Origin of the sequence: Vibrio metschnikovii CIP 69.14 (genome assembly GCF_000176155.1) — a bacterium.
GTDB lineage: Bacteria > Pseudomonadota > Gammaproteobacteria > Enterobacterales > Vibrionaceae > Vibrio > Vibrio metschnikovii.
In genome coordinates, this window is sequence record NZ_ACZO01000004.1 from 160,278 (window position 1) to 187,237 (window position 26,960).

Below are 26,960 nucleotides of genomic sequence, written 5' to 3' on the forward strand. Positions count from 1 at the left end.
TTAGATTAGATTCGCGATGAAAAACACCCATAACAGCCAACAACGCCTTGATTACCTTAAACAACAGCTTCCCTTAGATATTACGCGTGCGGTACGTGATGCACTAGAAGAAGATCTTGGTGGTAGTGTCGATCCAACGGCAGATATTACCGCCAGCCTGATCCCTGCCGATGCCCATAATGTGGCAACCATTATTACTCGCGAATCGGGTGTATTTTGTGGCCAAGCTTGGGCTGATGAAGTTTTTCGACAACTTGGTGGTGAAGTAGCGATAGATTGGCATGTGCAAGATGGTGACTCGCTCGAACCCAATCAAGTATTGTGCACGCTAAGCGGCCCTGCGCGCGCACTCTTGACCGGTGAACGTAACGCGATGAATTTTATCCAAACCTTATCTGGCTGCGCTACCGTTACCGCCCAATACGTCAAGCAACTGGAAGGCACCTCGTGTCGTCTATTGGATACCCGCAAAACGCTACCGGGACTACGTAATGCCTTAAAATACGCCGTCACTTGTGGTGGGGGCTTTAACCATCGTATCGGTGTATTTGATGCTTACCTGATCAAAGAGAATCATATTATTGCTTGCGGCGGGATCACACCCGCGATCACGACTGCAAAAGCGCTTAATCCGGGCAAGCCGGTTGAAGTGGAAACCGAAAACTTAGCCGAACTCGAAGAAGCAATTCACGCTGGTGCAGATATTATTATGCTCGATAATTTTACTCTGGAGATGATGCGTGAAGCGGTGCGTATCAACGCAGGACGGGCTGCTCTGGAAAACTCAGGTAATGTTACCTTAGTGACCATTCGCGAGTACGCGCAAACGGGGGTGGATTATATTTCAGTTGGTGCATTAACCAAACATATTCAAGCGTTGGATCTCTCAATGCGCCTAAAAGGCTAAAGGTTAAGCGGGTTTTATACCCCTGAAGCATCGCCTCAGCCTATCATCGAATTGATATCAAACCACCATTGCCTCTTTATTAATCCCGATAAACACCAATTGCCACACTGTTTATCGGGATATCTTTAACTGACTCGCAGAATTTCAGCAACGACATTTCAACGCGGATGTAAAAACTGTCGTCTGACTCGAAACACATTTGTGTGACAGTTTTATTAATGCAACCAGACACTTATCCTAATTCGGTCTCAATAACTGACCATACCCAAGGATAATTCAGTCATGAAAACTCACTATACTAAACAACAAGGCTTTACTCTAATTGAACTGATGATCGTCGTGGCGATTATTGGCGTGCTAGCGGCAGTCGCTGTACCTGCTTATAAAGATTATGTCACCAAATCTCAAGCATCCTCTGCTATTGCCACATTGAAAGCACTACAAACCCCGGCTGAACTGCATATTCAAGAGTATGGATCATTAACTGCTCTCGGTGATTTAGGCACTTCGGCAACAGCGAATGGATTAGGCACATTATCAATTGGAGAAGATAAAGAAAGCATCGTATTTACCTTCGATAAGGGTGTATTGGATACCAAGAAAATTACTTTAGAAAGAGATAAGGACACTGGCTGGACATGTAAGGCTGATAAAGAGATAACAGATTTCGACATAAAATCTTGTAACACAACAAAATCATAATTTATCAATAATTTATGCTCACCAATCTCATCGCGATTTTGCGTCAGGCGCAACTACTTAGCCTGACCCAAGAAAAAGCGCTGGTCGAACATATCCAAGCTTCTGGCGCTAGCGCGCCGGAAGCTTTGTTGGATTTAGCGATCTTCGATAGCCAAGAGCTGAGCGAACACATCAGTCAGCTGTTCGCACTGCCGATCCAAAACCTCAGCGATTATGCCTACCCAGAGCTGTGCCAACAGCTCGGATTACGTGAGTTAATCATGCGCTACCAAGCGCTACCGATTGAGAATAATGGCTTGGTACTCACCTTAGCCATGGCCGATCCGACTCATCTGCAAGCAGAAGAAGAATTTCGCTTTGCCACCGGACTCGCGATTGAAGTGGTGTTGGCAGACTATAAAGTACTACAAGGGGCTATTCGCCGCTTATACGGACGCTCATTAGCTGGACATTCTGCGCAAGGCAAAGAGATCAGCCAAGACGAGCTAGCCAGCTTAGTCGATATTTCTGATGATGAGCAGCAACAAGTCGAGGATCTTAGCCAAGATGACTCTCCAGTGAGCCGATTTATTAACCAAATCTTGCTTGATGCGGTGCGTAAAGGCGCGTCCGATATTCACTTTGAACCTTACGAGTCCCTTTATCGAGTTCGTTTACGCTGCGATGGTATTTTGGTGCAAACCCAACAACCCGCCAGCCATTTAGGCCGCCGGCTAGCGGCGCGAATTAAAATTTTAGCGAAACTGGATATCGCCGAGCGGCGCTTGCCACAAGACGGGCGAATTAAACTGCGCCTCAATGCCACCACCGCGATTGATATGCGCGTTTCCACCTTACCCACCTTATGGGGAGAAAAAATTGTCCTACGTTTACTCGATAGCAGCGCCACCAGTTTAGATATTGACAAATTAGGCTACAACGAGATGCAAAAGCAGCTCTATCTCAATGCTCTCAAACAGCCACAAGGGATGATTTTGATGACTGGCCCGACCGGCAGCGGCAAAACCGTTTCCCTTTATACTGGGCTAAGTTTATTAAATCGTGAGCAGGTGAATATTTCTACAGCCGAAGATCCGGTCGAAATCAATCTCCCCGGCATCAATCAGGTACAAGTGCAACCGAAAATCGGTTTTGGCTTTGCTAAGGCGCTGCGTTCTTTTTTACGCCAAGATCCGGACATTGTCATGGTCGGTGAAATCCGTGATGTCGAGACCGCTGAAATTGCCGTTAAAGCTGCTCAAACCGGGCATTTAGTGCTCTCCACGTTACACACTAACTCAGCAGCAGAGACCGTGATTCGCCTGGCTAATATGGGCATTGAACCTTTTAATCTCGCTTCTTCATTAAGCTTAATCATCGCTCAGCGCTTAGCACGCCGTTTATGTCCGAACTGTAAAGTCGCCAAACAACCAAACGTAACGGAACAACAGCAGTTTGACTTATCAGCCGATGACATTCTCTACGCAGCGGATCCGAACGGTTGCAGTGAATGCACCAAAGGCTACAGTGGCCGAGTCGGCATTTATGAAGTGATGGCGTTTAATAGCCAATTAGCTGAAGCGATCATGCAGCGCGCTTCCATTACTCATATCGAAGCCATTGCTAAAGCTAATGGTATGCAAACTTTACAAGAATCTGGAATAGAAAAACTCCAACAGGGGATCACCAGCATTGAAGAGCTGCAGCGTGTTCTTTACTTCTAATCGATTGGATTTCTCGCTATGACGCTATCTAAAGCACAAGAACTGAAAAATTATCGCTGGAAAGGCATCAATAGCTCTGGCAAAAAAGTGTCAGGGCAATTTTTAGCGATCAGCGAATTGGAAGTGCGCGATAAACTCAAAGATCAACATGTGCAGATTCAAAAGATCAAAAAAAGCAGCCTCTCTTTGATCACTCGTCTCACTCATCGCGCCACAAACAAAGAGATTACCCTGCTGACTCGCCAACTCTCGACCATGCTCGCGACGGGGGTCCCCATTGTTCAAGCCTTAAAGTTAGTCGCTGATAGTCATCAAAAAGCAGAAATGAAATCGATCATCACTCAAATAAGTAAAGGCGTAGCAGCAGGGACGCCGATCTCAAAAGCAATGCGTACCGCCAGTAGCCTGTTTGACCCTCTTTACGTTGATTTGGTACAAACGGGTGAACAATCGGGTAACTTGGCGGAAGTTTTTGAGCGCCTTGCCACCTATCGAGAGAAAACCGAACAACTGCGCGCCAAAGTGATCAAAGCGTTAATCTATCCAGCGATGGTGATGTTGGTTGCGCTTGGCGTCTCTTACTTAATGCTTACCATGATTATTCCTGAATTTGAGCTTATGTTTCAAGGTTTTGGTGCCGAGTTACCTTGGTTTACTCAACAAGTACTTAAACTGTCGCATCTGGTTCAAGCCTACAGCTTAGTCTTTGTACTGCTCTGCATTGCCATCGTATTCGGTTTTAAACTTATCCGTAAAAAATCGTTCCAATTCCGTTTAAAAACCAGCCGCTTAGCACTCACTATACCGATTGTTGGTTGTATACTCTGCAAAGCGTCGATCGCCAAATTTAGCCGAACCCTCGCCACCAGCTTTGCGGCTGGAATCCCGATTCTTGATAGCCTAAAAACGACCGCGAAAACCGCAGGTAATCTTCATTTTGAAACGGCTATTCAACAAGTCTACCGAGATACTGCGGCAGGCATGCCAATGTATATCGCGATGCGCAATACCGGCGCTTTCCCAGAATTGGTTCTACAAATGGTTATGATTGGCGAGGAGTCTGGTAAGCTCGATGATATGCTGAATAAAGTAGCAACGATTTATGAATTCGACGTTGATAACACCGTAGATAATTTAGGTAAAATCCTTGAACCGTTAATTATTGTCTTTCTTGGCACAGTGGTTGGTGGGCTGGTTGTGGCAATGTATTTACCTATCTTTAACTTAATGAGTGTATTGGGGTAGTATACTCACTTTCGATGTTTTATCCCCAAATCACTGAAGAAGCAGATTGGTCATGATGAGTGATAAGCTCATCGCCTTGCTAAGCGCTCATTAAATATCAATAGGCTTAGCCCACCTCACGCCTACTCTAAGTTGAAAGGGAATAACATTCCTGCTGCTAACAAGAGCACCCTAAATGGACATTTTTTACTATATACCTTGGCTATTTCCCGCCTTAGCAACGCTATTGGGGTTAATCATTGGTAGTTTTTTGAATGTGGTGATTTACCGCTTACCAACGATGATGCAACGAGAATGGCGTCAAGAATGTGCCGATGCTTTTCCTGACTATGGCATCACACCCCCTGATGGCAAGCTCACGCTCAGTACACCTCGTTCAACTTGCCCTAAATGCCATACGCCTTTGCGCATAAGAGATAATATTCCACTTATCAGTTGGCTCTGCTTGCGAGGCAAATGCGCGCACTGTTCAGCACCGATCAGCGCTCGCTATCCGGCGATTGAGCTATTAACTGCCGTGAGCAGTTTGATCATTGCTCTGCACTTTGGCTTTAGCCCTTATAGTGTGGCACTGCTGCTATTTACTTATGTGTTAATTGCCGCCACCTTCATTGATTTGGATAGTATGTTGCTGCCAGACCAATTGACTCTGCCTTTACTGTGGGCAGGGATCAGCCTAGCACTGTTGAATATTAGCCCACTCTCACTCAATGACGCCGTGATTGGAGCGATAGCAGGCTATCTTTGCTTATGGTCGATTTATTGGCTATTTAAGCTACTGACCGGTAAAGAAGGTATGGGCTATGGTGACTTTAAGTTGCTTGCCGCGCTCGGTGCTTGGTTAGGTTGGCAATTATTACCGTTAATCGTATTACTCTCTTCACTGGTCGGTTTGGTGTTTGGATTGATTCAATTGCGTTTGCAAAAACAAGGCATTAATAAAGCTTTCCCGTTTGGTCCTTACTTGGCGATTGCTGGTTGGCTGGCGATGTTGTGGGGCGATAAACTGATCGCTTGGTATCTACATTCATTAGTAGGATAACGCTCATGACGCTGATTATTGGCCTAACTGGAGGCATCGCGAGTGGTAAAACCACTGTCGCCAATCTGTTTCAAGAACATTTCTCGATTGATATCGTTGATGCCGATATCATTGCTCGGCAAGTGGTTGAAGTCGGTACTCCGGGCCTGAGCGCCATCATCGAGCACTTTGGTGAGGATATTTTACAAGACGATGGCCATTTAAACCGCAGCGCCTTGCGTGAACGAATTTTTGCCGACCCTAAAGAAAAACAATGGCTTAACGCAACGTTACACCCACTGATCAACCAACAAATGGCCGAGCAATTAAAGCTCGTTACATCGCCTTATGGTTTACTCGTTGTACCGTTATTAATTGAAAATCAATTACAATCGATGGTTGATCGCGTGTTAGTGATTGATGTAGATGAACAGACTCAAATTTCGCGCACTATGGCACGAGACAAGGTGGATGAACAGCAAGCTCGAGCGATCTTAGCCGCTCAAGCAACCCGAGCTGAGCGTTTAGTGATGGCCGATGATGTGATTAAAAATGGAGCAAAAAACCGACAACTTTTGCCGCAAATCACAGAATTACATCAAAAGTATCTGGTAATGAGCGGTACAAATCGGTGAGAATACAGGTAAATCAATCAAGGCCAGTTTCATGAGCACACATAAGTTTGAACATCCGCTAAATGAAAAAACGCGCATTTATTTACGCGTCGAAGCGCTGCTCAATCAAATGGATCGAGCCTGTCAAACGGCTGACGGTATTCAGCATCAGTTGCTGTTTCGTTCTCTCTTTGACCTGCTAGATATTTTTGAGCAGATGCAACTGAAAAGTGAATTAGCAAAAGATATTGAAAAACAGCGTCAAACCTACCGACAATGGATTGATATTGACGGTGTCGACCAACAGATGCTGACTAGCCTGTTACAAGAGATTGACAGTGTTCATCGCTGCCTATTAGCCGGCGAACGCTTCGGCCAATCGTTAAAAGATGATCGATTCTTAAGTACCATTCGTCAACGATTTAACCTCCCCGGTGGCTCTTGTTGCTTTGATCTTCCCGCTCTGCATTACTGGTTACACTTATCATCAGAACAGAAGCAACTCGACATAAAACAATGGGTTGCAACCTTGCAACCCCTATCTGATGCGCTTGCATTATGGTTAAAACTCACCCGAGAAACCGGGCATTTCCGAGCACGAATGGCACAAGATGGTTTCTACCAAAGCGACGCGGAAGACGCGAATATTCTCCGTTTATCGATTCCTTTAGAGTACGGCGTCTATCCGATGATTTCTGGTCATAAAAATCGCTTTGCCATTAAGTTCATTGATTTTTCTTCTGGTAAAGCCAGCAGCCGAAATATTCCTTTTGATCTTGCGGTGTGCTGCTAAATCCGTATCCTTCTGATTTGGTTTACCTACAGGATAGTGTCATGTCAAAAAAAATCACCGTGGTAAAGTGCCCCCAATGTGGCGATGATGTGCCGTGGAGCGCGCAAAGTCCTTTCCGGCCCTTTTGTAGTAAACAGTGTCAGATGATTGATTTTGGTACTTGGGCTGATGAAGAAAATACCATTCCTGGTGCACCCGATATGTCAGATAGTGACGGTTGGTCTGAAGAGCCGCTATAAGTCTCTCAGGGATAGAGGTTTAAAATAACCCACCACCCTGAAGTAAATATGAGCATAAAAAAATCCCCAGCAGATTGGCTGGGGATTTTTTATGCTCTTATTCTACAACCAAAGGTTCGGTAGGTTCTGCATCAATCTCTATTTGCGTCACCCGCTGTAATCCTCTCGGTAGCAGTGCCCCTCGGCGGCCTCGCTCACCTCGGAAATTATCTAAATCCGTAGGCTTTAAGCCTAACTTTCGCTTTCCAGCGTAAAGCGTAATCGATGATCCAGACGGAATAGCCAGCAAATGAGAAACCACTTCTTCTCGCGCTTTCGCTTTCGCACTAGGAATATTAATGATCTTATTACCTTTACCTTTGCTTAATTGCGGCAGATCTTTGATTGGAAATAGCAGCATTCGTCCCTGATTGGTCACCGCTAAAATCTCATCATGTTGCAGATCATTGACGGCTTGTGGTGCCAGTAACTCAGAGTTATTCGGCAAATTCACTAAAGCTTTACCACTGCGATTTTTCGATAACAGATCCGAACCTTTACACACAAAACCATAACCGGCATCAGAACCGACCAACCATAGCTGATCGTCTTCACCCATAATTACTTGGCGAATCGAACTGCCTTCAGTAATGTTCAACCGTCCGGTAATCGGCTCTCCCTGACCACGAGCAGAAGGCAGAGTATGTGCTTCTAATGAATAACTACGCCCATCACTGCCTAAAAAAGCCACCTGTTGATTACTCTTCCCGCAAGCATGCGCGAGGTAGTTATCACCGGATTTATAGTTCAAGCTATGACAATCAACCTCATGCCCTTTGGCATGACGTACCCAACCTTTCTCTGAGATCACCACAGTGATCATTTCGTTAGGCATCAGGTCACGTTCGGTTAAGGCTTTGGCCTCCGCACGCTCAACAATCGGTGAGCGACGATCGTCACCGTATTTTTCCGCATCCGCTTTTAATTCTTTCTTGAGTAGCGTGTTCAAGCGTCGCTCAGAACCAAGTAACTCTTCTAATTTAGCGCGCTCTTTATCCAAAGCATCTTGTTCGCCACGAATTTTGACTTCTTCAAGTTTTGCCAAATGGCGCAGTTTGGTGTCTAAAATCGCATCGGCTTGAATGTCGCTAATCCCGAAGCGCTCCATCAAGATGCCTTTGGGTTCATCTTCTTGACGAATGATCTCTATCACTTCGTCAATATTGAGATAAGCAATCAACAAACCCTGTAGGATATGTAAGCGAGCCAAAACCTTATCAAGACGATATTGCAAACGAGCGCGCACCGTTTCACGGCGAAATTCAATCCATTCACTCAGAATCTGCGTTAAGCCTTTAACTTCAGGGCGATTGTTCAGGCCAATCATATTGAGGTTAACCCGAAAACTCTTTTCTAAATCAGTTGAAGCGAATAAATGATTCATCAAAGTATCGCAATCAACTCGACTTGAGCGCGGTACAATCACTATCCGTGTTGGGTTTTCGTGATCCGATTCATCGCGTAAATCTTCCACCATCGGCAGCTTTTTAGCGCGCATTTGCCCAGCGATTTGCTCCAACAGTTTCGCACCAGAGACTTGGTGCGGCAGCGCTGAAATAACGATATCCGAGCCTTCTTTGTGCCATACCGCACGCATTTTGATGCTACCACGCCCGGTTTGATAGATTTTTTCTAAATCAGACGGTGGTGAAATTATTTCCGCTTCGGTTGGAAAATCAGGACCTTTGACATACTGCATCAAGTCAATAAGACTGGCAGAAGGATGCTCGATGAGGTGAATCGTCGCCTCAACGACTTCACGGACATTATGGGGCGGAATATCGGTTGCCATACCAACAGCAATGCCGGTAACCCCATTAAGCAAAATATGTGGTAAGCGAGCCGGTAACATTTTCGGCTCTTGCATGGTGCCATCAAAGTTAGGCTGCCATTCGACAGTGCCTTGGCCTAATTCACCCAATAGCACTTCGGCAAATTTAGACAACTTAGCTTCGGTATAACGCATCGCGGCGAACGATTTAGGATCATCCGGAGCCCCCCAGTTGCCTTGACCATCAACCAGTGGGTAACGATAAGAAAACGGCTGTGCCATCAATACCATGGCTTCATAACAGGCCGAATCGCCATGAGGATGATACTTACCCAGTACATCACCGACGGTTCGTGCCGATTTTTTGTATTTCGCTGATGCCGACAACCCCAGCTCAGACATGGCGTAAATGATCCGCCGCTGAACCGGCTTTAAACCATCGCCGATATAAGGTAAGGCGCGGTCCATAATCACATACATAGAGTAATTGAGATAGGCGTCCTCGGTAAACTTGCGCAGTGGTAACTGTTCTACGCCCTCAAAACTGATTTCACTCGACATTCTATTGTACCTCGGCCATATCACCATTGCGTTGTAGCCAACTGCGCCGATCATCCGCGCGTTTTTTACCCAGCAACATATCCATCATTTCATCGGTCTCTTTATCGTCATCAATGGTTAATTGCACTAAACGGCGGGTGTTCGGATCCATGGTGGTCTCACGTAATTGCAGAGGATTCATCTCCCCCAAGCCTTTAAAACGTTGGACGTTGATTTTGGCTTTTTTACTACTGAGACGTTCGATGATTGCCTTTTTTTCATTGTCATCAAGTGCATAATGCACTTCTTTACCGCAATCAATCCGATACAGTGGCGGCATCGCCACATAGACGTGACCAGCACGAACCAAGGCACGAAAATGACGAGTGAATAAGGCGCACAGCAATGTCGCAATGTGTAACCCATCGGAGTCCGCATCGGCTAAAATACAGACTTTACCGTAACGTAGCGCCTCTAAATCATCATTATCAGGGTCAATCCCCAAGGCGACAGAAATATCATGTACCTCTTGTGAAGCCAGCACTTGATCGGCCGAGACTTCCCAAGTATTAAGGATTTTACCGCGCAGTGGCATGATGGCTTGAAACTCACGGTTTCGCGCCTGTTTGGCACTGCCACCCGCCGAATCCCCTTCGACCAGAAACAGTTCTGTGCGGCTGAGATCTTGCTGAGAACAATCGGTTAACTTACCAGGCAGCGCAGGACCAGAAGCGATTTTCTTACGCACCACTTTTTTACTCGCGCGCATCCGGCGATGAGCATTGCTGATACACACTTCAGCCAATAACTCAGCCAATTGTGGCTTTTCATTCAACCATAAGCTAAATGAATCTTTAACAACACTGGCAACAAACGAGGCGGTTTGGCGAGAAGAGAGCCGCTCTTTGGTTTGCCCTGCAAATTGTGGATCTTGCATTTTTATCGATAAGACATACGCGCAGCGATCGAATACGTCCTCACCGGTAAGTTTGACTCCACGCGGCAACAAATTACGAAATTCACAAAATTCACGCATCGCATCAAGCAGCCCTTGGCGTAAACCATTAACGTGCGTACCACCTTGTGGGGTGGGAATTAAGTTCACGTAGCTTTCGGTAATTAAATCGCCACCTTCCGGTAACCAAATGACCGCCCAGTTTGCGGCTTCTGTCTCGGTTTTAAACTCGCCCGTAAACGGCTCTTCAGGCAATAAGGTATAACCTTTTACCCCTTCGGCAAGATAGTCTTTCAAACCGTCTTCATACAGCCAACGATACTCGTTATTGTTCACTTTATCGGTGAAAGTAATTTCTAGACCGGGGCAAAGTACGGCTTTGGCGCGTAAATTATTGACCAAACGCGAGACGGAAAAATTGGCAGAATCAAAATAACGCGCTTCTGGCCAAAAATGCACCGAAGTACCACGATTACGACGTCCACAAGTCCCAGTGACCGTTAAATCAGAGACTTTTTCACCATGTTCAAAGGCAATGTCATACACCTGACCGTCACGGCGAACCGTCACTTCAACCCGTTTAGAAAGGGCGTTAACCACCGAAATCCCCACCCCGTGTAAACCACCAGAAAATTGGTAGCTTTTATTGGAGAATTTACCGCCAGCGTGAAGCTTACATAAAATAAGTTCAACCCCAGAAACGTTCTCTTCAGGATGAATGTCTACGGGCATACCACGCCCATCATCAATCACCTCTAGTGATTGATCAGCGTGAAGTATCACCTGAACCTTGGTGGCGTATCCGGCCAACGCTTCATCGACACTGTTGTCGATGACTTCTTGCCCAAGATGATTGGGACGCGTGGTATCCGTATACATCCCGGGACGGCGACGTACTGGTTCTAAGCCATTGAGAACTTCGATGGCTCCAGCATTATATTGTTCAGTCATAATACGGAATGCTTTTATCGATAAATGATTGGTAACTTTACTACCCATTAAGGATTTACGCTTGAATTATCCACCAAAAAGCAGATTTGGTGATAAAACACAGCAGCTCAATGGAGCAAGAACAAGACAGACATAGTCTGGAAGAGCCCCTTCGATGTCAAGTGACATCCGTAAGCCTAAGGTAAAATTATGACTTTTCGCGCAGGATGACAGCGAATTTATAAGTGCAGAAAATCGATGATTGCCGACGGATAGCGCTCAAAACCAACAAAACTATGATCACCACCGTCTTCAACCGTCTGGCGAGCATGACGATATTTCTCTACCGCTTGTCGATAATCGAGCACTTCATCACCCGTTTGCTGTAATAGCCAAAAATGCTCAGGATGATCAATCGAGTCAATCTCTAGCGCTTTTAATTCATCAATATGATCAACCGTCAGCAGGTAACGTTGTTGAGTATACGGATTCTGCTGCTCACCAAGAAAATCACGCAGCAATTCATACGGTTTCACCGCTGGATTCACCAATACCGCAGGAACCGTATAGTGCGCATTAAGCCAAGTGGCTAAATAGCCACCTAATGAACTTCCCACCAGACCAATCTGATAATCGGCTTGATAAGACTCCATTAAATTACGTAACTGTTCAGCAGCTTGCTGTGGAAAAGGCGCTAATTTAGGGATAACGACCTTGATATCCGGCCGTTGCTGAGCACAATACTGCTGGATCACCTGAGCTTTGTGTGAAAGCGGTGAGCTGTTAAAACCATGTATATACAGCAGTAGCGAAGAGCGCACACCCATATTAATACCCATTTGAAGTAAAGTCCGGCACAAAGGCTCCGCGTGCTAATCGTTTGACCTGCGTTGTCACTTGACCATCAGCGTGCAATTCAAGCTCACGCCAACCAGGAGAGCATTGATCTAACGCGAAATCATCGGAATTCGGTTTAAACTGTACACACGTTGACGGACTTGCCATTACTTTTACCCCGGCGAAAGTGCGGTCCATATCTTGATGAACGTGACCACACAAAACGGCTCGTGCGTTTTGATGTCGCTGAATGACGCTCCAAAATGCATCACTGTCTTTTAAGGTATGTTGATCAAGCCAAGCACTGCCCACTAACAGAGGATGATGATGCAATAAAATCAACGCATAGCGATCTGGATGTTGAGCGAGTTTTTCATCTAATAGATTCAGTTGGTAATCACTGAGACGGCCATGCGGCACGCCAACGACTTGAGAGTCGAGTAAAATCATTTGCCAGTGCTTCCCAAGCAAGACATGCTCGGGGGCATGCAGTTGTGAAGACGGCATAACACTACCCATGTTGGGTTTATAATCATGATTACCCGGTAACCAAAAGCACGCTTTTTGCAAGGCGCTGATCTCAGAAGCAAAACGCTGATAAGACTCCGCGCTATGATCTTGTGAAATATCGCCAGTAGCAAGCAGAGCATCAAAAGCAACCTTTTGCTCAATAATCGCTTGCACAATGGCATGAAAACTGTCTGCTGTATTCACACTAAGTAAACAACCGTCATCAGCCGCAAACAGGTGCGTGTCCGTGATCTGAACAAGCTTAATATTGTCTGATGGGTCTAAACTGGGCGACACGTTCAAATTGATAAACCTAATGCTATGAATAGTTAATATTAATCGGCGCTCGGCTAATGCCTTGTTTCAAACAGAAGGTGAGCCAATCACCTAAAAAACGGTTGATTTGTGCTTTCTCATCTTTTTGCACCATCTTATGGTTAGGATACTCATAACGAGCCGCAATACGCGTTAATTGATCGCTAGCACACACTTCAGCAACTCGTGCATCGTGATACAGCCTGACAGACATCACAGGTAATGAAAACGTTGAAATATCATCACTTTGACAAATTTCCACCAAAGTTGTGTACTTTGTGACCTCGAGCACTTGTAACTGATAAATCAGATCAGCCGCTTGATAACAACGGACTTCACCTACACTCGCTGGTTTTGGCAGCAGAGCATTGAGTTTTGCGTAATTGGTTTCATAAGTTCGCATCAGATCCGCAAGATCCACATGATACGGCTTAGTGGCTATCGCTCTGCGCATGAGGTTATCAACTCCGCCATTGAGATTGTAATTGCTGATGATGCAACTCTAACCATTGTAGTGCGATTATTGAGGCACCATTCTCAATTTGACCATCTTTGATCCATTGATAAGCTTGCTGACGACTGAGCACATGCACTTTAATATCTTCACCTTCCGTGTCCAAACCATGCACACCTCCCGCCAGTGTAGTATCTACTTCACCAATGTAGACATCGAGTTTCTCAGAACATCCCCCTGAAGAAGGGTAATAACTGGTGATTTTTTCTAATCTTGCCACCGATATCCCAGCCTCTTCGAATGCTTCACGACGTACAACGTCCTGCGCATCCTCACCCGGTTCAATCATGCCTGCGATAATTTCTTTCTGCCATGGCTGATCATGTTCTAGTGCCCCGACCCGGATCTGCTCAATGATCACTACTTCATCACGTTGAGGATCATAAGCTAACAGCGCCGCGGCGTGACCACGCTCGAACATTTCTCGCTCGATCGTCTCACTCCACCCACCTTGGAATAATCGATGCTTAAATTGGTATTTAACCATGCGAAAAAAACCTTGGAACAGTGTCTTTTTTGAGACAATCTGCAGATCATTAACGCTAAACTGGTCTTTTTCTTGGTCTGTGGGTTGCATAGCCATTCCTTCTCGGTGAATCTATTAGTTTACTCATGAAGGTTTACGACTGCCAACGACATTGCTCAACTTTTTGTATAAAAGTTATGTTTTTTTTTAAGTGATTGATCTTTTATCATGATAGATAGCTGATTAAATAAACCTTTTTGTGTAATGAACCATTCGCAAGCTCTGTCACTGGTTAGTTAATACATTAATTTATATTGCACAAGTGGATAATTAAGTGTAAAAAAGTGCAAACTTTCGCATGAAATACCAACAATTTGAGTTACACTCTGTCAACGTAACTCCTTTCATATCTAGGCAGGAATAGGACCGATGAAAAAACTGCTTCCTTTTTTAGTGAGTGCAACCCTTGGTAGCTTTAGTATTAACGCATGGGCCGATGATCTTGCACAAATTTATGATCAAGCAAAACAAAATGATCCGCAATTGCTCAGTGCTGCTGCTCGTCGTGAAGCCGCTTTTGAAGCAATCAATTCGAGCCGTAGTTCGTTGTTACCACAGATTAATTTAACGGCTGGGTATAACCTAACTCGTAGCGATGTTGATGCGCGCGATAGCGATCGCCTATCAGCAGGCATCAGTTTTGCTCAAGAACTGTATAACCGCTCAAGTTGGGTATCATTAGATACTACTGAGAAACAAGCTCGCCAAGCCGATGCACAATACGCCGCCGTACAACAAGGATTGATGTTGCGCGTCGCTCAAGCCTACTTCGAAGTGTTGAGTGCACAAGATAACTTAGAATTTGTCCGTGCCGAAAAAGCCGCGGTGGCACGTCAGTTAGAACAAACTAAGCAGCGTTTTGACGTTGGGCTCTCAGCCATTACGGATGTCCATGATGCACAAGCGCAATACGATAGTGTTTTAGCACAAGAAGTTTTAGCGGATAACACCTTAATCAATAGCTATGAATCTTTGAGAGAAATTACTGGGCAAGGCTATTCGCAATTAAGCATTCTTGATACTCAACGCTTTTCAGCCAGCCGTAATACGGAATCAATGCAGGCATTGATCGAGCGAGCTCAGCAACAAAACTTAGCCTTGCTTTCTTCGCGTATTGCTCAAGATGTGGCAAAAGATAATATCGCTCTCGCCAGTTCCGGTCATTTGCCGTCGTTGAAGTTAAACGGTGGTTATAATTATGCGCGTGAGTCGAATAGCAATAATTCCGCGAATAATACCGATTTTAACGATTTTACCATTGGGCTAAATCTCAATGTTCCGCTGTATACGGGTGGTAACGTAACGTCATTAACCAAACAAGCCGAACATGCGTTTGTCGCCGCAAGCCAAGACTTAGAAGCGACCTTCCGCAGCGTGGTCAAAGATGTGCGCGCCTATAACAACAATATCAACGCTTCAATTGGCGCATTACGTGCTTATGAACAATCGGTGATTTCCGCTCGTTCTGCCCTAGAAGCAACCGAAGCCGGTTTTGAAGTTGGTACTCGGACGATTGTTGATGTATTAGATGCAACGCGACGTCTGTATGATGCCAACCGTAATCTCTCTTCAGCGCGCTACGATTATATTTTGAATCGTCTACAACTTAGTCAAGCAATTGGCTCTCTCAGCGAACAAGATATTCTCGATATCAATGCTGGACTACAACGCGTGAGTCGATAAAGCAATCCCTAAATGAAATAAGGGGCTTCAATTGAAGCCCCTTATTTTTATGCGCTTACGCGCTGAAAACACAGCGATTGGCTATCTCCATCGAGATCACCGTCGTTAACCTTTACCGCCTTTAATCGCCTTGATAATGTCTGTGGTCGAACAGCCTTCTTCGAAATTCAGTACTTTCACTTCACCACCCGCAGCAATCACTTCTTCACCACCAGCGATATCTTCAGGTTTATAGTCGCCACCTTTAACTAAAATGCTTGGTAACACTTCTGAAATTAAGCGCTGCGGAGTATCTTCGCTAAATGGAACCACCCAATCCACGGCACCTAGCCCGGCTAGCACCGCCATACGACGATCGGTTGGATTGACCGGACGCCCTGGGCCTTTCAAACGTTTCACCGACTCATCGGTATTAACCGCTACAATTAAGCGATCGCCAAGCTCTGCTGCATGGTTCAAATAAGACACATGTCCAGCGTGTAAAATATCAAAACAGCCGTTAGTCATGACAACTTTTTCACCGCGGGCTTTGGCTTTTTTGACCGCTTCAATCAGCGCACTTTCACCAATAATGCCAAAATCCGCCTCTTTGCTGCCATGAATGGCTTCAGCCAACTCAATCGTCGATACCGTCGAAGTTCCCAGTTTTCCAACCACAACGCCAGCGGCAGCATTGGCTAAAACACACGCTTCATCCAAAGATTTACCCGCAGCCACCGACGCAGCAAGCACCGAAATCACCGTATCACCAGCACCGGTTACATCAAAGACTTCTTTGGCTTGCGTTGGCAAATGGAAAGGCTCCATACCACGACGCAACAAGGTCATACCATGCTCACTGCGAGTCACCAACAACGCTTGTAGATCAAACTGTTCAATAAGCCCCAAGCCTTTTTCAACCAACTCTTGATCCGACTTAACTTTTCCTACTACCTGCTCAAACTCACCCATATTCGGTGTCAATAAGGTTGCACCACGATAGCGTTCAAAATCAGCCCCTTTAGGATCAATAAACACTGGGACATTGGCCATGCGTGCTTTTTGAATCAACTGCTGAACGTGCTCCAAAGCGCCTTTCGCATAGTCAGATAAAATCACCGCGTTCACGCTCGCCAGAGAACGTTCCATGCGCGACAGGATCAGCTGAGCATCAATATTCTCAAATTTGTCTTCAAAATCAAGACGGATCAATTGCTGTCCACGACTTAACACTCGTAATTTGGTGATGGTGGGGTAATCAGCTAAACCAACGAAGTCACACTGCACATTCAGCGAGGTTAATTTTTCTTGCAGCACTTGTGCTGGCTCGTCAATGCCAGTTAAACCTATGATATGCGCCAAACCACCTAAAGAGGCAATGTTCATCGCCACGTTAGCAGCGCCACCAGGACGCTCTTCGTTATGCTCAACTTTTACCACTGGCACTGGCGCTTCAGGGGAAATACGTCCCGTTGGACCATACCAATAACGATCAAGCATGACGTCACCAATGATAAGCACACCCGCTTTGCTGTAGTCAGGTAGGATTGGTTTCATTATCGATCTTCTCCACTATTAATCTATGGCGCAGTGTAACATAGCCCTCTATCGGCAAACTACTTTGAGTTACCGCTAAGCGGTGTCAGTACGACCAATCTTTATCGGGTTCAGTAGGCAGCGTTTCCTCGCTGACAGCGTTCAGCCTAACCAGTGATGCCAAGTTTCAATCACCCATTCTCGCTGAGCTACCCATTGTGCTTCATCCACATCCGCATCAAGATTCAATAAGTTACGATGATGGATTTGATCTCGCATCTCGGTATACGCGCGAGTTAATGCCTCAGCTGATGCGGGACCCAGTACCGCTTCGTTCATCAGCGATTCAAAAATACGCACATTATCCGACCAACGCGTTAACTTTGGATGCTGGTGACTATAACGTAAGACAAAATATTGCGCGAGAAACTCAATATCGGTGATCCCACCTTGATCGTGCTTTAACATGAAACGTCCGGCTTTTTTGCTGGCCAAGTGTTGACGCATTTTGTCACGCATCTCGACCACTTGCTGTTGCAAAGTGTTTGGATCTCGCGGCAAACAGAGTACAGAATGTCTGACATGATTAAATTTGGCTTGTAAATCCGCTTCACCGTAAATCATTCTTGCTCGGACCAAGGCTTGATGCTCCCACGTCCAAGCCTCTTGATGCTGATAATCGGCAAAAGCGTCTATCGAGCTGACCAATAACCCCGAAGCGCCGGAAGGACGTAGACGGGTATCGACTTCGTACAAAATACCGGAAGCGGTACGGGTCGAAAAAAGGTGAATGATCCGCTGAGCAAGACGCAGATAAAATTGTCGCCCATCAATCGGTTTGATCCCTTGAGTCATGGAAGAAGCCGGACAATCATGAATAAAGACAATATCTAAATCGGAGTTATAACCCAGCTCCCAGCCCCCCACTTTGCCATACCCTACCACAGCAAAGCCTTTACCAGCTTGTTGGGTTAAATGATCCGGCACACCATGTTTGGCACTGACTTGCAACCAAGCTTGATTAACGACGGCATCGACGATGGCTTCAGCTAAATACGTTAAATGATCACTGACTTTCATCACTGGCAACACACCCGCGATATCAGCAGCAGCGATTTTCAATATCCCGATCTGCTTAAATTGACGCAGCGCTTCCATTTGCTGCTCCATGTCCTCTTCTGGAATACGAGCAAGAAAATCACGCAGCTCGGTTTTATAACTACCAAGATCGATCGGATGATAAAGATGCTGCGGATCAATCAACTCATCCAATAAAATCGGGTAACGAGCCAGTTGCTCGGAAATCATCGGGCTGGCTGTGCACAAACGAACCAGTTGATGCAGTGCTGCTGGATATTCATCCAACAGCTCTAAATAGGTGGTGCGCGTGGCAATACTATTCAGTAAATGCAGCACTCGCGCTAAACCAAATTGCGCATCGGGATGAGAGAATATGGCTTGATAAACCTTAGGCATTAAGCGATTTAATACCTCTCGGCCACGTGGACCAATGGTTTTTTTAGCTAAATCCTGCTTAAACGTTAAGCAGCAATGCGCCAAATTCGAAGGATCTTCAATCGCCAACTCCTGCCTAAAAATAGGTACAATCACATCCAGCTTATCTGCCATGTCCCACAGTTCATGAAAATGCTCAGCCGTGGTGCTTTCTTCATCATCATCCTCACCAATCAAAGTGATGAACACTTGATGAACCTGCGTCATATGATGTTGTAACTGGCTAAGTAACGCATCCCAACATTCATAGCCCATCGCAATGGCCAGACGCCATTGATCGTCTTCTTTCTCTGGCAGCGTTTGCGTCTGTTTGTCTTCCATAGCCTGCATTAGGTTTTCTAATCGGCGCAAAAAACGATACGCTGCCACTAATTGCACGACTTGTTCGGTGGTTAATAGTTCAAGTTCGGCAATCGCCTGTAGTGTTTCTAACAATCCTCGCTGGCGCAAACTGGGCTCTCGTCCGCCACGAATGAGCTGGAAAACTTGGGCAATAAATTCAATCTCCCGAATACCACCAGCACCCAGTTTAATGTTATTACTCAATCCACGACGACGTACCTCACTACGGATCATCGATTTCATTCGCCGCAGCGATTGAATCGCACTAAAATCGATATAACGACGAAACACAAAAGGCCGCAGCATTTGCCGTAGTTCTTGATACTGATGATGCATTTCACGGCCCATCACCCGCGCTTTGACCATCGCATAGCGTTCCCAATCACGTCCTTGTTCTTGGTAGTAATCCTCTAATGCGGCGTAGCTCATCACTAAAGGACCACTTTCGCCAAACGGACGCAAACGCATATCAACCCGATAACAAAAACCATCGAGTGTCGGTTGATCAAGCATTTTTATGATCCGCTGGCCTAAACGGGTAAAGAACTGTCCGTTATCAATACTGCGCCTGACGCCTTGAGTTTGACCGTTTTCAGGATAAGTAAAAATCAGATCGATATCCGAAGAGAAATTGAGCTCCCCACCACCTAATTTACCCATGCCGATAATCAGCATCGGTTGAGCCTCACCTTGCGCATTGCATGGCGTTCCCCACTCTTGACAGCACAGTGAATATTGCCATTGATACGTCTCGACGATCAGCGCTTCCGCCAGTTCAGAAAGATGCTCAAGGCTCTGCTCGACAGGCCAAGTGGCTAAAAAATCACGCCAAGCAATATAGACCATCTCTCGATAACGAAACTGACGTAAAATCCGTTGTCCGGTTTGTTCATCAGGGCACGACGTTAATAAAGCCTGTAATCGCTCGCGATAAGTCTCTGCTCTCGATTCACTTTGTAACCAATTAGGAAATTCATCGACCAGCCACTCATCACGAGAGAAGGTCTGGGTGACAAAACGGCTCAACGTGGTCACATAACGAAGTGATTGCTGTAATTCAGACGGCCACTGACTCAGCTTAGGCTGCTCAGCAAGCAACTGTTGGTAGGCGTTATCGGCATGAGTCATTAAGTGTTCGGGGAGCTGCATAAATCATCCTTGTCTCTCATCATCGACTCACTCTATCGCAGTCTGAGATAAATAAAAACGCCCACTAAACAGTGAGCGTCGTTGATATCAATTAATCTGAACCGATCACACCTTGAAGACGGTGATTTTTCGATCCAGCTCTTCAGCATTATTTTGCATTAGCTCAGAAGTTTCCAGCAACTCACTGACTACCGTAACCGATGCTTCGACTAACTCTCTCACATTGGTGATATTTTGATTGATCTCCACCGCGACACTGCTTTGTTGCCCCGCTGCTGTCGCAATCTGTAAGTTCATATCATTGATGAGTTTGACTTGTTGGACAATACCGTCCAACTCTGTGCCGGCATTGGTGATTAATTCAACGCCATCAGCCGCTTCAACGACACTTTTTTCCATTAAATCCACTGCCGAGTTAGCACTGCTTTGTAGATGGCTAATCATATCTTGAATTTCAACCGTTGCCGTCTGAGTACGCTGAGCTAAGTTACGAACTTCATCGGCAACCACAGCAAAACCGCGCCCCGCCTCGCCAGCACGAGCGGCTTCAATCGCGGCATTTAACGCCAATAAATTGGTTTGTTCAGAAATACTTTGAATGGTACCGACCACACTGCCAATCGCAACGACTCGCTCTTCAACTTGGTTTACGGCTGAAGCTGAAGCGGCAATATCTTTTGATAACTGATCAATTTTACGAATGGTTTTTTGAACAAACTGCTGCCCCGTAGCCGCACTATGAGAAGCGGTCTCGGTCAATGAAGACGCACTTTGTGCATGATCGGCGACCGTTTGTACCGTTGACGACATTTGATTCATCGCCGTAGCAATTTGGTCAATCTCATGGAACTCTTCCTGCGCGGAGTCTTTCGTCTCTGACATACTGATCGTCATGACTTCCGTCAAGGTGGTTAATTCTTGTGATGTAGTGATCTGCACTTTAATTAAATCTTGCAGTTGGCGGCGAGTTTTCTCTAACTCACGAGCGACATCACCATACTCATCTTTACAGTCCATAAAAATAGGTTCAGATAAATCGCGTTCAGCCATCTGTTTGATTGACTGACTAAGAAATTGGGTTTGACGTAACATCACTCGCGCGGCAAACATCAGTAATGAAACAAAAGTGACGATCATAAACCCAGTTTGCCAAATGACCTGCACGATATAAGTGTCATAGTGCAATTTGGCAATTTCCGTACTTTGAGTCGCAGCAAGTAAAGAGTCATAGAACAAGCTCGCATCCCACAGTTGCTTGCCGATCACTAAAATCGTACTAAAAAACATTAGCATGACCATTTTAGGGATCAAACGTATGTCTGTGATCACCCGTTCCCACGGTTTAAATGCCATCCTCGCCATGACTGATTCTCCACTCTGTTTTTATGCTCGCCCATCATGGTGTGATGCCCACCTACCACGTATGAATTATTTCGAGCTTCGTATGAAATTAATACTATCAAAAACCAGCGGCTCTCGATGTGTATTACCTCGCGAATTTGCAGATTGATGGTGTGATTTGTCTAAGCCGATGGATTATGCATTACACACTCTTTAATGCAGTATATATCCAACCATCACCGTTTTTATCGGCGACACATCAAATGGCTACAATGGAATAAACCAGCGGTTACGCTATTTGTGAGTTAACTCTAGTTTTTTCAACAAAGAGAGAAGTAACGGAAAGATAGGATGAAAGTGGCACATTCCCGAAGTGAAAGTTCAGAAATGTGCTTGATGAGCGTATACCCAAACGACTTGAAGTTGCAGGTAGGCGGCAAGTGAGTGAATCCCCATGAGCATAGGCAAACGATGTGATTGGGGTGAACGAACGTAGCCAACACCGCTGCAGCTGCAAGTACGAAGGGGATAGGCACTATTCACGCCAATAAGGCGTCGCTTCTATCCCAATGCGACGCGTTTGCTCCATGGCGTGCAAAATCGAGTTTTCTTGACGATTAAGCCAACGGGTTAACTGCTCTTGATCTTGTTCATCTTGTAACAGATCAAGCAGTTGCTCTAACGTTTTTAAGGTTAATAAGTCATCGATACCATGTAATAAATCAATCCATGGCATCCGAAACGCTAAACGCTGCTCGGCATCATATAAACGCGCGAAACTGACCCCAGTATAAAGCGCGCGTATCAAACGATATTGCTGTTCAATGTAATCATCAGCTGAGAGTGCCTCCTCTGGCGGAAAGACCTCAACCAACTCCGCCCACGCTCGGTCAAGCTGTTTGACAGAAAAAGGCCCCACCAGTCGAGCCATTCGCTCACGAGCTTTATCATCCAAAAACGGCTGCCATCCGCGGGTTAAAATCCAACGGCTGAGATCCAGCAATAACGCAGTATAACGGGCACTGTGTAATAATTTTAATGACGCTTCACGTTGAGGTAAGGCTTCTTGGCGCTGCTTAAGCTCGTTGACTAAAAACTTACGGGCATCCAGCTTACGTAACGCATAGCCCTTATCTTTGAGTAAGTCTTCTAGATAGTCATACTGTTTTAACCACGCCAATTCACCATCTAACCATTTAAGTTCTTGACGTAAAATCGCACTGGTTCGGCGTGGAACAATACCACCGTATACGCTGAGTAATTGGCGAATAAAACTGATTGCATGACGAATCTCATGCAAAGCGGCTATCGAGTCTTGTTCGGTATAAATTTGTTCATGGCGATGCCAATGGGCAAGAGCGTGCTCGAGTGAGCGAATAAAGCAAGATTCAACGTTATCATTGCTCTGGGTATTCACCAGTGTAAGCCCTTGCACCTCGTCACCTTCGTACCCCATCGCTAAACGATAACCTTTTGCCGCTTTACTCTGGTTCCCCAACCGCATACCACCTTGTTCAGAGAGGTGACGAGCAAGCAAAAATAGCGCATCTATCTGTCCCGATTTAAGCTCTAACTCAACCTCACAAATCGGCGCTTGTTTATCGCCAGCCTCGACAACGCCTTGATCAAACGCCACTTCAATTTGACTACCATCATTCATGGCGACTAGCCACTGTTCACGGGTGAAATTGGTCGAAAATAAAGCGACCAATTGCGATTGCAGCGTTTCAGCATCACGCCCTTGAGGCCAAATATCTTCAGGATGCAGGGTTAAATCGGGTTGATTACCCGTGTGCTCTGCATTGTATTCAGGTCTTTGATGCAGGCCTGCAACGACTCGTCCTGCAGTTTTGACGGTTTGCACGTACACCTCATCAAAACGACGAATACGTAGCCCAATATCGTGTTGACGTAACCAATGGTCAGCAGAATCAAAATAGGTGTTACCCAGTTGCCGGCAATGGTGCTGAAGCACTTTGGTTTCGGAAATTTTATTACGCAAAACGTCTGAAAAATCAGGAGAAACAAAAAACTTCAGTTCTATCTCGGTTTCCATAGTTATACCTTTCACAGCAGATAGCGACAGGATATTGCCTAATAGACAGCGGGGCAAGTGAGAAATATCGTCCTATTGATGATCTAAAACAGTTTTAATGATTCTATTATTAGGTTACCATGCGCGCCTTTATAGCCAACGCTCAACATTTCACCAGGCTATCGTGGTGTCTGTTCTTTCTCGGTTATAGTAATTAGGTTGAATGACCATGCCAGTAAATACCATTATGGGGTTATTTGCAAAGTCCCCCATTAAGCCTTTGCAACGACACGTTGTGTGTGTCAATGAATGCTGCTCGCACCTGATCAACTTTTTTGAAGTTTGTGCTCAAGGTGATTGGGAAAAAGCCGCAGAAATACGCGCACAAATTTCTCATTTAGAGAAAGAAGCCGACGTGTTAAAACGCGAAATTCGTCTGAAACTCCCTCGCGGTCTGTTTCTGCCGGTTGATCGTACTGACATGCTTGAGCTTCTCACTCAACAAGATAAGCTGGCAAATCTTGCTAAAGACATTTCTGGCCGTGTTTACGGTCGTCAGCTTATTATCCCTAAACCTCTCCAAGATAATTTCCTCGCTTATGTTCAACGCTGTCTTGACGCAGCGACACTAGCACAGAAGGTAATCAATGAACTTGACGAGTTATTGGAAACCGGATTTAAAGGTCGTGAAGTCACGCTCGTGGCGGAAATGATTAATCAACTGGATGTCATAGAAGATGACACGGATAACATGCAGATTCGGTTACGCCAACAGTTAATGGCCATCGAGTCAACCATGAATCCGATTGACGTCATATTCTTGTACAAAATCTTTGAATGGGTCGGCGGTATCGCTGATCAAGCTCAGCGAGTCGGTGCTCGACTTGAACTGATGCTTTCCCGTTCTTAAATCATTTAAGTTAACCAAATAACTAAGAGCCATAATCGTGTTTCCCACCATTCAAGCGCTGACTATATTCTTGCGCTAATGGTTTTTTTCGTGCCTAAAAAGCACCACGATGAGTCTCCGCTTGTTATCAACAACTAGGTATTACGATGGATATCCTTGCGAACTACGGCATTGTCCTGATTATTGTTGCAGCGATCTTCGGTTTATTAATGGCCATTGGTATTGGTGCAAATGACGTCGCCAATGCGATGGGCACATCTGTTGGCTCAAAAGCTCTCACCGTCAAGCAAGCGATCATCATTGCGATGATTTTTGAATTTGCTGGCGCTTATTTAGCCGGAGGCGAAGTCACCGATACGATTCGCCAAGGTGTTATTGACACCACCCTGTTTGCCGATCAACCAGACCTGCTGGTGTATGGCATGATGTCATCCCTGCTCGCCGCAGGTACTTGGCTGCTTGTTGCCTCTTATATGGGCTGGCCAGTCTCAACCACCCATTCAATTATTGGTGCGATTATTGGTTTTGCGACGATTTCTGTTGGTTCAGAAGCTGTTGATTGGAGCTCAGTACAAGGCATCGTTGGCAGTTGGGTTATCACGCCATTTATTTCCGGCTTATTGGCTTACGCTATTTTTGTCAGTGCACAAAAACTGATCTTTGATACAGAAACGCCGCTGATTAATGCCAAGCGTTTCGTCCCCGTTTACATGTTTATTACCACCATGGTGATCGCCTTAGTGACCATTAAAAAAGGCTTAAAACATGTTGGACTACACTTAACCAGTAGTGAAGCTTGGATCTGTTCGATTCTGGTTTCAGGCATTGTCATGGTTATTGGCTATCTGTACATTTATAAGAAATTTGCCGATACCGAAGAGAACCATGGTTTTTCTAATGTTGAGCGTATTTTCTCTGTTTTAATGGTTATTACCGCCTGTGCGATGGCGTTTGCCCATGGTTCAAACGATGTAGCGAATGCGATTGGTCCCCTAGCCGCGGTGGTTTCTACGGTTGAAAGCCTAGGTAATGTCGCCTCTAAAAGTGCGATTGCCTGGTGGATATTACCACTCGGTGGTATCGGGATTGTGATCGGTCTAGCGACACTGGGTCATAAAGTGATGGCTACCGTCGGAACAGGGATCACTGAATTAACACCAAGTCGTGGTTTTGCCGCTCAGTTAGCTACCGCTTCGACGGTGGTACTCGCTTCAGGCACTGGCTTACCGATTTCAACCACTCAGACCTTAGTCGGTGCCGTGTTAGGAGTAGGCTTTGCTCGTGGTATCGCCGCGCTCAATTTAGGTGTGGTGCGTAATATTGTCGCGTCATGGATTGTGACTTTACCCGCCGGTGCTTTACTGGCCGTGATCTTCTTCTATGCGATTCAAGCGGCGTTTACTTAATCGATTCGTCAATCCAATGTAAACGGATTGTCATTATTGACTCAAACGCACAGAAAGGGAGGCTCAGCCTCCCTTCTTTGTTGCGCCGCGCGCAGAAAGTTTTTACTATTTGTAAAACAAACCTTAAGACTGATAATAAAGTCGTACATAACCCTATTGCGCGCCCATCAACAGAATGAGATGATTCAAAGCTCTCACGCGCAATATTGACCATAATTAAGGGATCTACCGTGAAAAAACTCATCTGCATGGTGCTATTTTCTTTATTAGCAGCACCAGCGCTCGCCCAAGACCGTTATGTCGCAGATAAACTGTTTACTTATATGCATTCCGGCCCAAGTAATCAGTTTCGTATTATTGGATCGATTGATGCGGGAGAGAAAGTTAAACTGCTCAACACCAATAAAGAGACAGGTTATAGCCAAATTGTTGATGAACGAGGACGCAATGGTTGGATAGAAAGCCGCTTTGTGACTCGTGAAGTCAGCATGGCGGTTCGCCTGCCATTACTTGAAAAAGAACTCAAAGAAGTGAAGAACCAACTGGCCAATGCTCGCCAAAATGCCGATAGTGAAAAAGCGGGACTGGTCGATTCATTAGAAATTCGTAACAAACAAATCGCCGATCTAGAACAAAGTTATAGCGATATCAGTCAGCAACTGATTGCTTCGCAAACTGAAATCCGTGAACTGCGTGCTCGCCTAGATACCCAAAAAGAGGATTTACTCTTGAAATACTTTATCTATGGCGGTGGCGTTGCTGGCGGCGGCTTGCTGTTTGGTCTAGTGCTACCACACATTATCCCTCGCCGTAAGCGTAATCCTGCCGGATGGGCATAATGACACGATCAACGGTCACCTAAGGTGGCCGTTTTTGTCTTCGCACTTGTTTGTCTCAATAAGG

The 26,960-nt window shown here is 45.6% G+C and carries 22 protein-coding genes; 12 read left to right on the forward strand and 10 right to left on the reverse strand.

Annotated elements, in window-relative coordinates; all coding sequences use genetic code 11:
- Positions 1 to 16 precede the first annotated feature (16 nt).
- The 8 genes from nadC to yacG all read left to right on the forward strand — a co-directional run bounded on the left by nadC (position 17) and on the right by yacG (position 7,224).
- Positions 17 to 907 (forward strand): carboxylating nicotinate-nucleotide diphosphorylase, encoded by an 891-nt coding sequence (gene nadC, locus VIB_RS01835; RefSeq protein ID WP_004394257.1) that lies wholly within the window; start codon positions 17 to 19, stop codon positions 905 to 907.
- A gap of 282 nt (positions 908 to 1,189) precedes the next feature.
- Positions 1,190 to 1,609 carry a pilin gene (locus VIB_RS01840; RefSeq protein WP_004394258.1) on the forward strand — a complete coding sequence of 140 codons (420 nt, stop codon included), beginning with the start codon at positions 1,190 to 1,192 and terminating at the stop codon, positions 1,607 to 1,609.
- 14 nt (positions 1,610 to 1,623) lie between these two features.
- Positions 1,624 to 3,312 carry a type IV-A pilus assembly ATPase PilB gene (gene pilB / locus VIB_RS01845; RefSeq protein ID WP_004394260.1) on the forward strand — a complete coding sequence of 563 codons (1,689 nt, stop codon included), beginning with the start codon at positions 1,624 to 1,626 and terminating at the stop codon, positions 3,310 to 3,312.
- 18 nt (positions 3,313 to 3,330) lie between these two features.
- The gene (locus VIB_RS01850; protein WP_004394262.1) at positions 3,331 to 4,557 is read left to right on the forward strand and encodes a type II secretion system F family protein; all 1,227 of its coding nucleotides are present in this window, start codon (positions 3,331 to 3,333) and stop codon (positions 4,555 to 4,557) included.
- Positions 4,558 to 4,732: 175 nt separating this feature from the next.
- A complete protein-coding gene (locus tag VIB_RS01855; protein WP_004394263.1) occupies positions 4,733 to 5,599 on the forward strand; it encodes a prepilin peptidase in 867 nt (288 codons plus the stop codon).
- A gap of 5 nt (positions 5,600 to 5,604) precedes the next feature.
- A complete protein-coding gene (gene coaE / locus VIB_RS01860) occupies positions 5,605 to 6,213 on the forward strand; it encodes a dephospho-CoA kinase (RefSeq protein ID WP_004394265.1) in 609 nt (202 codons plus the stop codon).
- A 31-nt stretch (positions 6,214 to 6,244) separates the two neighbouring features.
- Positions 6,245 to 6,985 carry a cell division protein ZapD gene (gene zapD, locus VIB_RS01865; RefSeq protein WP_004394266.1) on the forward strand — a complete coding sequence of 247 codons (741 nt, stop codon included), beginning with the start codon at positions 6,245 to 6,247 and terminating at the stop codon, positions 6,983 to 6,985.
- Positions 6,986 to 7,026: 41 nt separating this feature from the next.
- Entirely contained in the window at positions 7,027 to 7,224 is a 198-nt protein-coding gene (gene yacG / locus VIB_RS01870; RefSeq protein ID WP_040903818.1) for a DNA gyrase inhibitor YacG, read from the forward strand.
- 97 nt (positions 7,225 to 7,321) lie between these two features.
- Here yacG and parC read toward each other — a convergent pair whose 3' ends face one another.
- From parC to nudF, 6 genes are all read right to left on the reverse strand, one after another.
- Positions 7,322 to 9,595 (reverse strand): DNA topoisomerase IV subunit A, encoded by a 2,274-nt coding sequence (parC, locus tag VIB_RS01875; protein ID WP_040903820.1) that lies wholly within the window; start codon positions 9,593 to 9,595, stop codon positions 7,322 to 7,324.
- Between the two features lies 1 nt (position 9,596).
- Positions 9,597 to 11,480, reverse strand: a complete 1,884-nt coding sequence (gene parE / locus VIB_RS01880; RefSeq protein WP_040903866.1) for a DNA topoisomerase IV subunit B — start codon at positions 11,478 to 11,480, stop codon at positions 9,597 to 9,599.
- Between the two features lie 218 nt (positions 11,481 to 11,698).
- Positions 11,699 to 12,286: an esterase YqiA gene (gene yqiA / locus VIB_RS01885; protein ID WP_004394271.1), complete on the reverse strand. Its 588-nt coding sequence runs from the start codon at positions 12,284 to 12,286 to the stop codon at positions 11,699 to 11,701.
- Between the two features lies 1 nt (position 12,287).
- Entirely contained in the window at positions 12,288 to 13,109 is an 822-nt protein-coding gene (cpdA, locus tag VIB_RS01890; RefSeq protein ID WP_004394272.1) for a 3',5'-cyclic-AMP phosphodiesterase, read from the reverse strand.
- Between the two features lie 16 nt (positions 13,110 to 13,125).
- Positions 13,126 to 13,575, reverse strand: coding sequence for a DUF1249 family protein (locus VIB_RS01895; protein WP_040903822.1), 450 nt, complete (start codon positions 13,573 to 13,575; stop codon positions 13,126 to 13,128).
- A 7-nt stretch (positions 13,576 to 13,582) separates the two neighbouring features.
- Positions 13,583 to 14,212, reverse strand: coding sequence for an ADP-ribose diphosphatase (gene nudF / locus VIB_RS01900; protein ID WP_004394274.1), 630 nt, complete (start codon positions 14,210 to 14,212; stop codon positions 13,583 to 13,585).
- A 318-nt stretch (positions 14,213 to 14,530) separates the two neighbouring features.
- On the opposite strand from nudF, the gene tolC reads away from it, so the two are divergent.
- Complete coding sequence (gene tolC / locus VIB_RS01905) at positions 14,531 to 15,844, forward strand: outer membrane channel protein TolC (protein ID WP_004394275.1); 1,314 nt, start codon at positions 14,531 to 14,533, stop codon at positions 15,842 to 15,844.
- 105 nt (positions 15,845 to 15,949) lie between these two features.
- Here the strand turns inward: tolC and hldE are convergent, their stop codons facing one another.
- The 4 genes from hldE to VIB_RS01925 all read right to left on the reverse strand — a co-directional run bounded on the left by hldE (position 15,950) and on the right by VIB_RS01925 (position 23,762).
- The gene (gene hldE, locus VIB_RS01910; protein ID WP_004394276.1) at positions 15,950 to 17,380 is read right to left on the reverse strand and encodes a bifunctional D-glycero-beta-D-manno-heptose-7-phosphate kinase/D-glycero-beta-D-manno-heptose 1-phosphate adenylyltransferase HldE; all 1,431 of its coding nucleotides are present in this window, start codon (positions 17,378 to 17,380) and stop codon (positions 15,950 to 15,952) included.
- 141 nt (positions 17,381 to 17,521) lie between these two features.
- Positions 17,522 to 20,365 carry a bifunctional [glutamate--ammonia ligase]-adenylyl-L-tyrosine phosphorylase/[glutamate--ammonia-ligase] adenylyltransferase gene (gene glnE / locus VIB_RS01915; protein ID WP_004394277.1) on the reverse strand — a complete coding sequence of 948 codons (2,844 nt, stop codon included), beginning with the start codon at positions 20,363 to 20,365 and terminating at the stop codon, positions 17,522 to 17,524.
- 105 nt (positions 20,366 to 20,470) lie between these two features.
- Positions 20,471 to 21,727 (reverse strand): methyl-accepting chemotaxis protein, encoded by a 1,257-nt coding sequence (locus tag VIB_RS01920; protein WP_040903825.1) that lies wholly within the window; start codon positions 21,725 to 21,727, stop codon positions 20,471 to 20,473.
- Between the two features lie 514 nt (positions 21,728 to 22,241).
- A complete protein-coding gene (locus VIB_RS01925) occupies positions 22,242 to 23,762 on the reverse strand; it encodes a CYTH and CHAD domain-containing protein (protein WP_004394279.1) in 1,521 nt (506 codons plus the stop codon).
- Between the two features lie 208 nt (positions 23,763 to 23,970).
- Between VIB_RS01925 and VIB_RS01930 the strand changes: the two genes are divergently transcribed.
- The 3 genes from VIB_RS01930 (at position 23,971) to VIB_RS01940 (ending at position 26,896) form a co-directional block, all read left to right on the forward strand.
- Positions 23,971 to 24,651 carry a TIGR00153 family protein gene (locus VIB_RS01930; RefSeq protein WP_040903829.1) on the forward strand — a complete coding sequence of 227 codons (681 nt, stop codon included), beginning with the start codon at positions 23,971 to 23,973 and terminating at the stop codon, positions 24,649 to 24,651.
- Positions 24,652 to 24,797: 146 nt separating this feature from the next.
- Positions 24,798 to 26,057, forward strand: coding sequence for an inorganic phosphate transporter (locus tag VIB_RS01935; RefSeq protein WP_004394292.1), 1,260 nt, complete (start codon positions 24,798 to 24,800; stop codon positions 26,055 to 26,057).
- A 230-nt stretch (positions 26,058 to 26,287) separates the two neighbouring features.
- Positions 26,288 to 26,896, forward strand: a complete 609-nt coding sequence (locus tag VIB_RS01940) for a TIGR04211 family SH3 domain-containing protein (RefSeq protein ID WP_004394302.1) — start codon at positions 26,288 to 26,290, stop codon at positions 26,894 to 26,896.
- The last annotated feature ends 64 nt before the right edge of the window (positions 26,897 to 26,960 follow it).

Excerpts from the sequence above, each read along its gene's own strand:
- pilB (WP_004394260.1), top strand. The coding sequence starts at position 1,624 with ATGCTCACCAATCTCATCGCGATTTTGCGTCAGGCGCAACTACTTAGC.
- VIB_RS01895 (WP_040903822.1), bottom strand. The coding sequence starts at position 13,575 with ATGCGCAGAGCGATAGCCACTAAGCCGTATCATGTGGATCTTGCGGAT.
- parC (WP_040903820.1), bottom strand. The coding sequence starts at position 9,595 with ATGTCGAGTGAAATCAGTTTTGAGGGCGTAGAACAGTTACCACTGCGC.
- VIB_RS01930 (WP_040903829.1), top strand. The coding sequence starts at position 23,971 with ATGCCAGTAAATACCATTATGGGGTTATTTGCAAAGTCCCCCATTAAG.
- tolC (WP_004394275.1), top strand. The coding sequence starts at position 14,531 with ATGAAAAAACTGCTTCCTTTTTTAGTGAGTGCAACCCTTGGTAGCTTT.
- VIB_RS01855 (WP_004394263.1), top strand. The coding sequence starts at position 4,733 with ATGGACATTTTTTACTATATACCTTGGCTATTTCCCGCCTTAGCAACG.
- yacG (WP_040903818.1), top strand. The coding sequence starts at position 7,027 with ATGTCAAAAAAAATCACCGTGGTAAAGTGCCCCCAATGTGGCGATGAT.
- nudF (WP_004394274.1), bottom strand. The coding sequence starts at position 14,212 with ATGCAACCCACAGACCAAGAAAAAGACCAGTTTAGCGTTAATGATCTG.
- VIB_RS01850 (WP_004394262.1), top strand. The coding sequence starts at position 3,331 with ATGACGCTATCTAAAGCACAAGAACTGAAAAATTATCGCTGGAAAGGC.
- glnE (WP_004394277.1), bottom strand. The coding sequence starts at position 20,365 with ATGCAGCTCCCCGAACACTTAATGACTCATGCCGATAACGCCTACCAA.
- coaE (WP_004394265.1), top strand. The coding sequence starts at position 5,605 with ATGACGCTGATTATTGGCCTAACTGGAGGCATCGCGAGTGGTAAAACC.
- yqiA (WP_004394271.1), bottom strand. The coding sequence starts at position 12,286 with ATGGGTGTGCGCTCTTCGCTACTGCTGTATATACATGGTTTTAACAGC.
- hldE (WP_004394276.1), bottom strand. The coding sequence starts at position 17,380 with ATGAAACCAATCCTACCTGACTACAGCAAAGCGGGTGTGCTTATCATT.
- VIB_RS01840 (WP_004394258.1), top strand. The coding sequence starts at position 1,190 with ATGAAAACTCACTATACTAAACAACAAGGCTTTACTCTAATTGAACTG.
- VIB_RS01935 (WP_004394292.1), top strand. The coding sequence starts at position 24,798 with ATGGATATCCTTGCGAACTACGGCATTGTCCTGATTATTGTTGCAGCG.
- parE (WP_040903866.1), bottom strand. The coding sequence starts at position 11,480 with ATGACTGAACAATATAATGCTGGAGCCATCGAAGTTCTCAATGGCTTA.
- VIB_RS01925 (WP_004394279.1), bottom strand. The coding sequence starts at position 23,762 with ATGGAAACCGAGATAGAACTGAAGTTTTTTGTTTCTCCTGATTTTTCA.
- VIB_RS01920 (WP_040903825.1), bottom strand. The coding sequence starts at position 21,727 with ATGGCGAGGATGGCATTTAAACCGTGGGAACGGGTGATCACAGACATA.
- zapD (WP_004394266.1), top strand. The coding sequence starts at position 6,245 with ATGAGCACACATAAGTTTGAACATCCGCTAAATGAAAAAACGCGCATT.
- nadC (WP_004394257.1), top strand. The coding sequence starts at position 17 with ATGAAAAACACCCATAACAGCCAACAACGCCTTGATTACCTTAAACAA.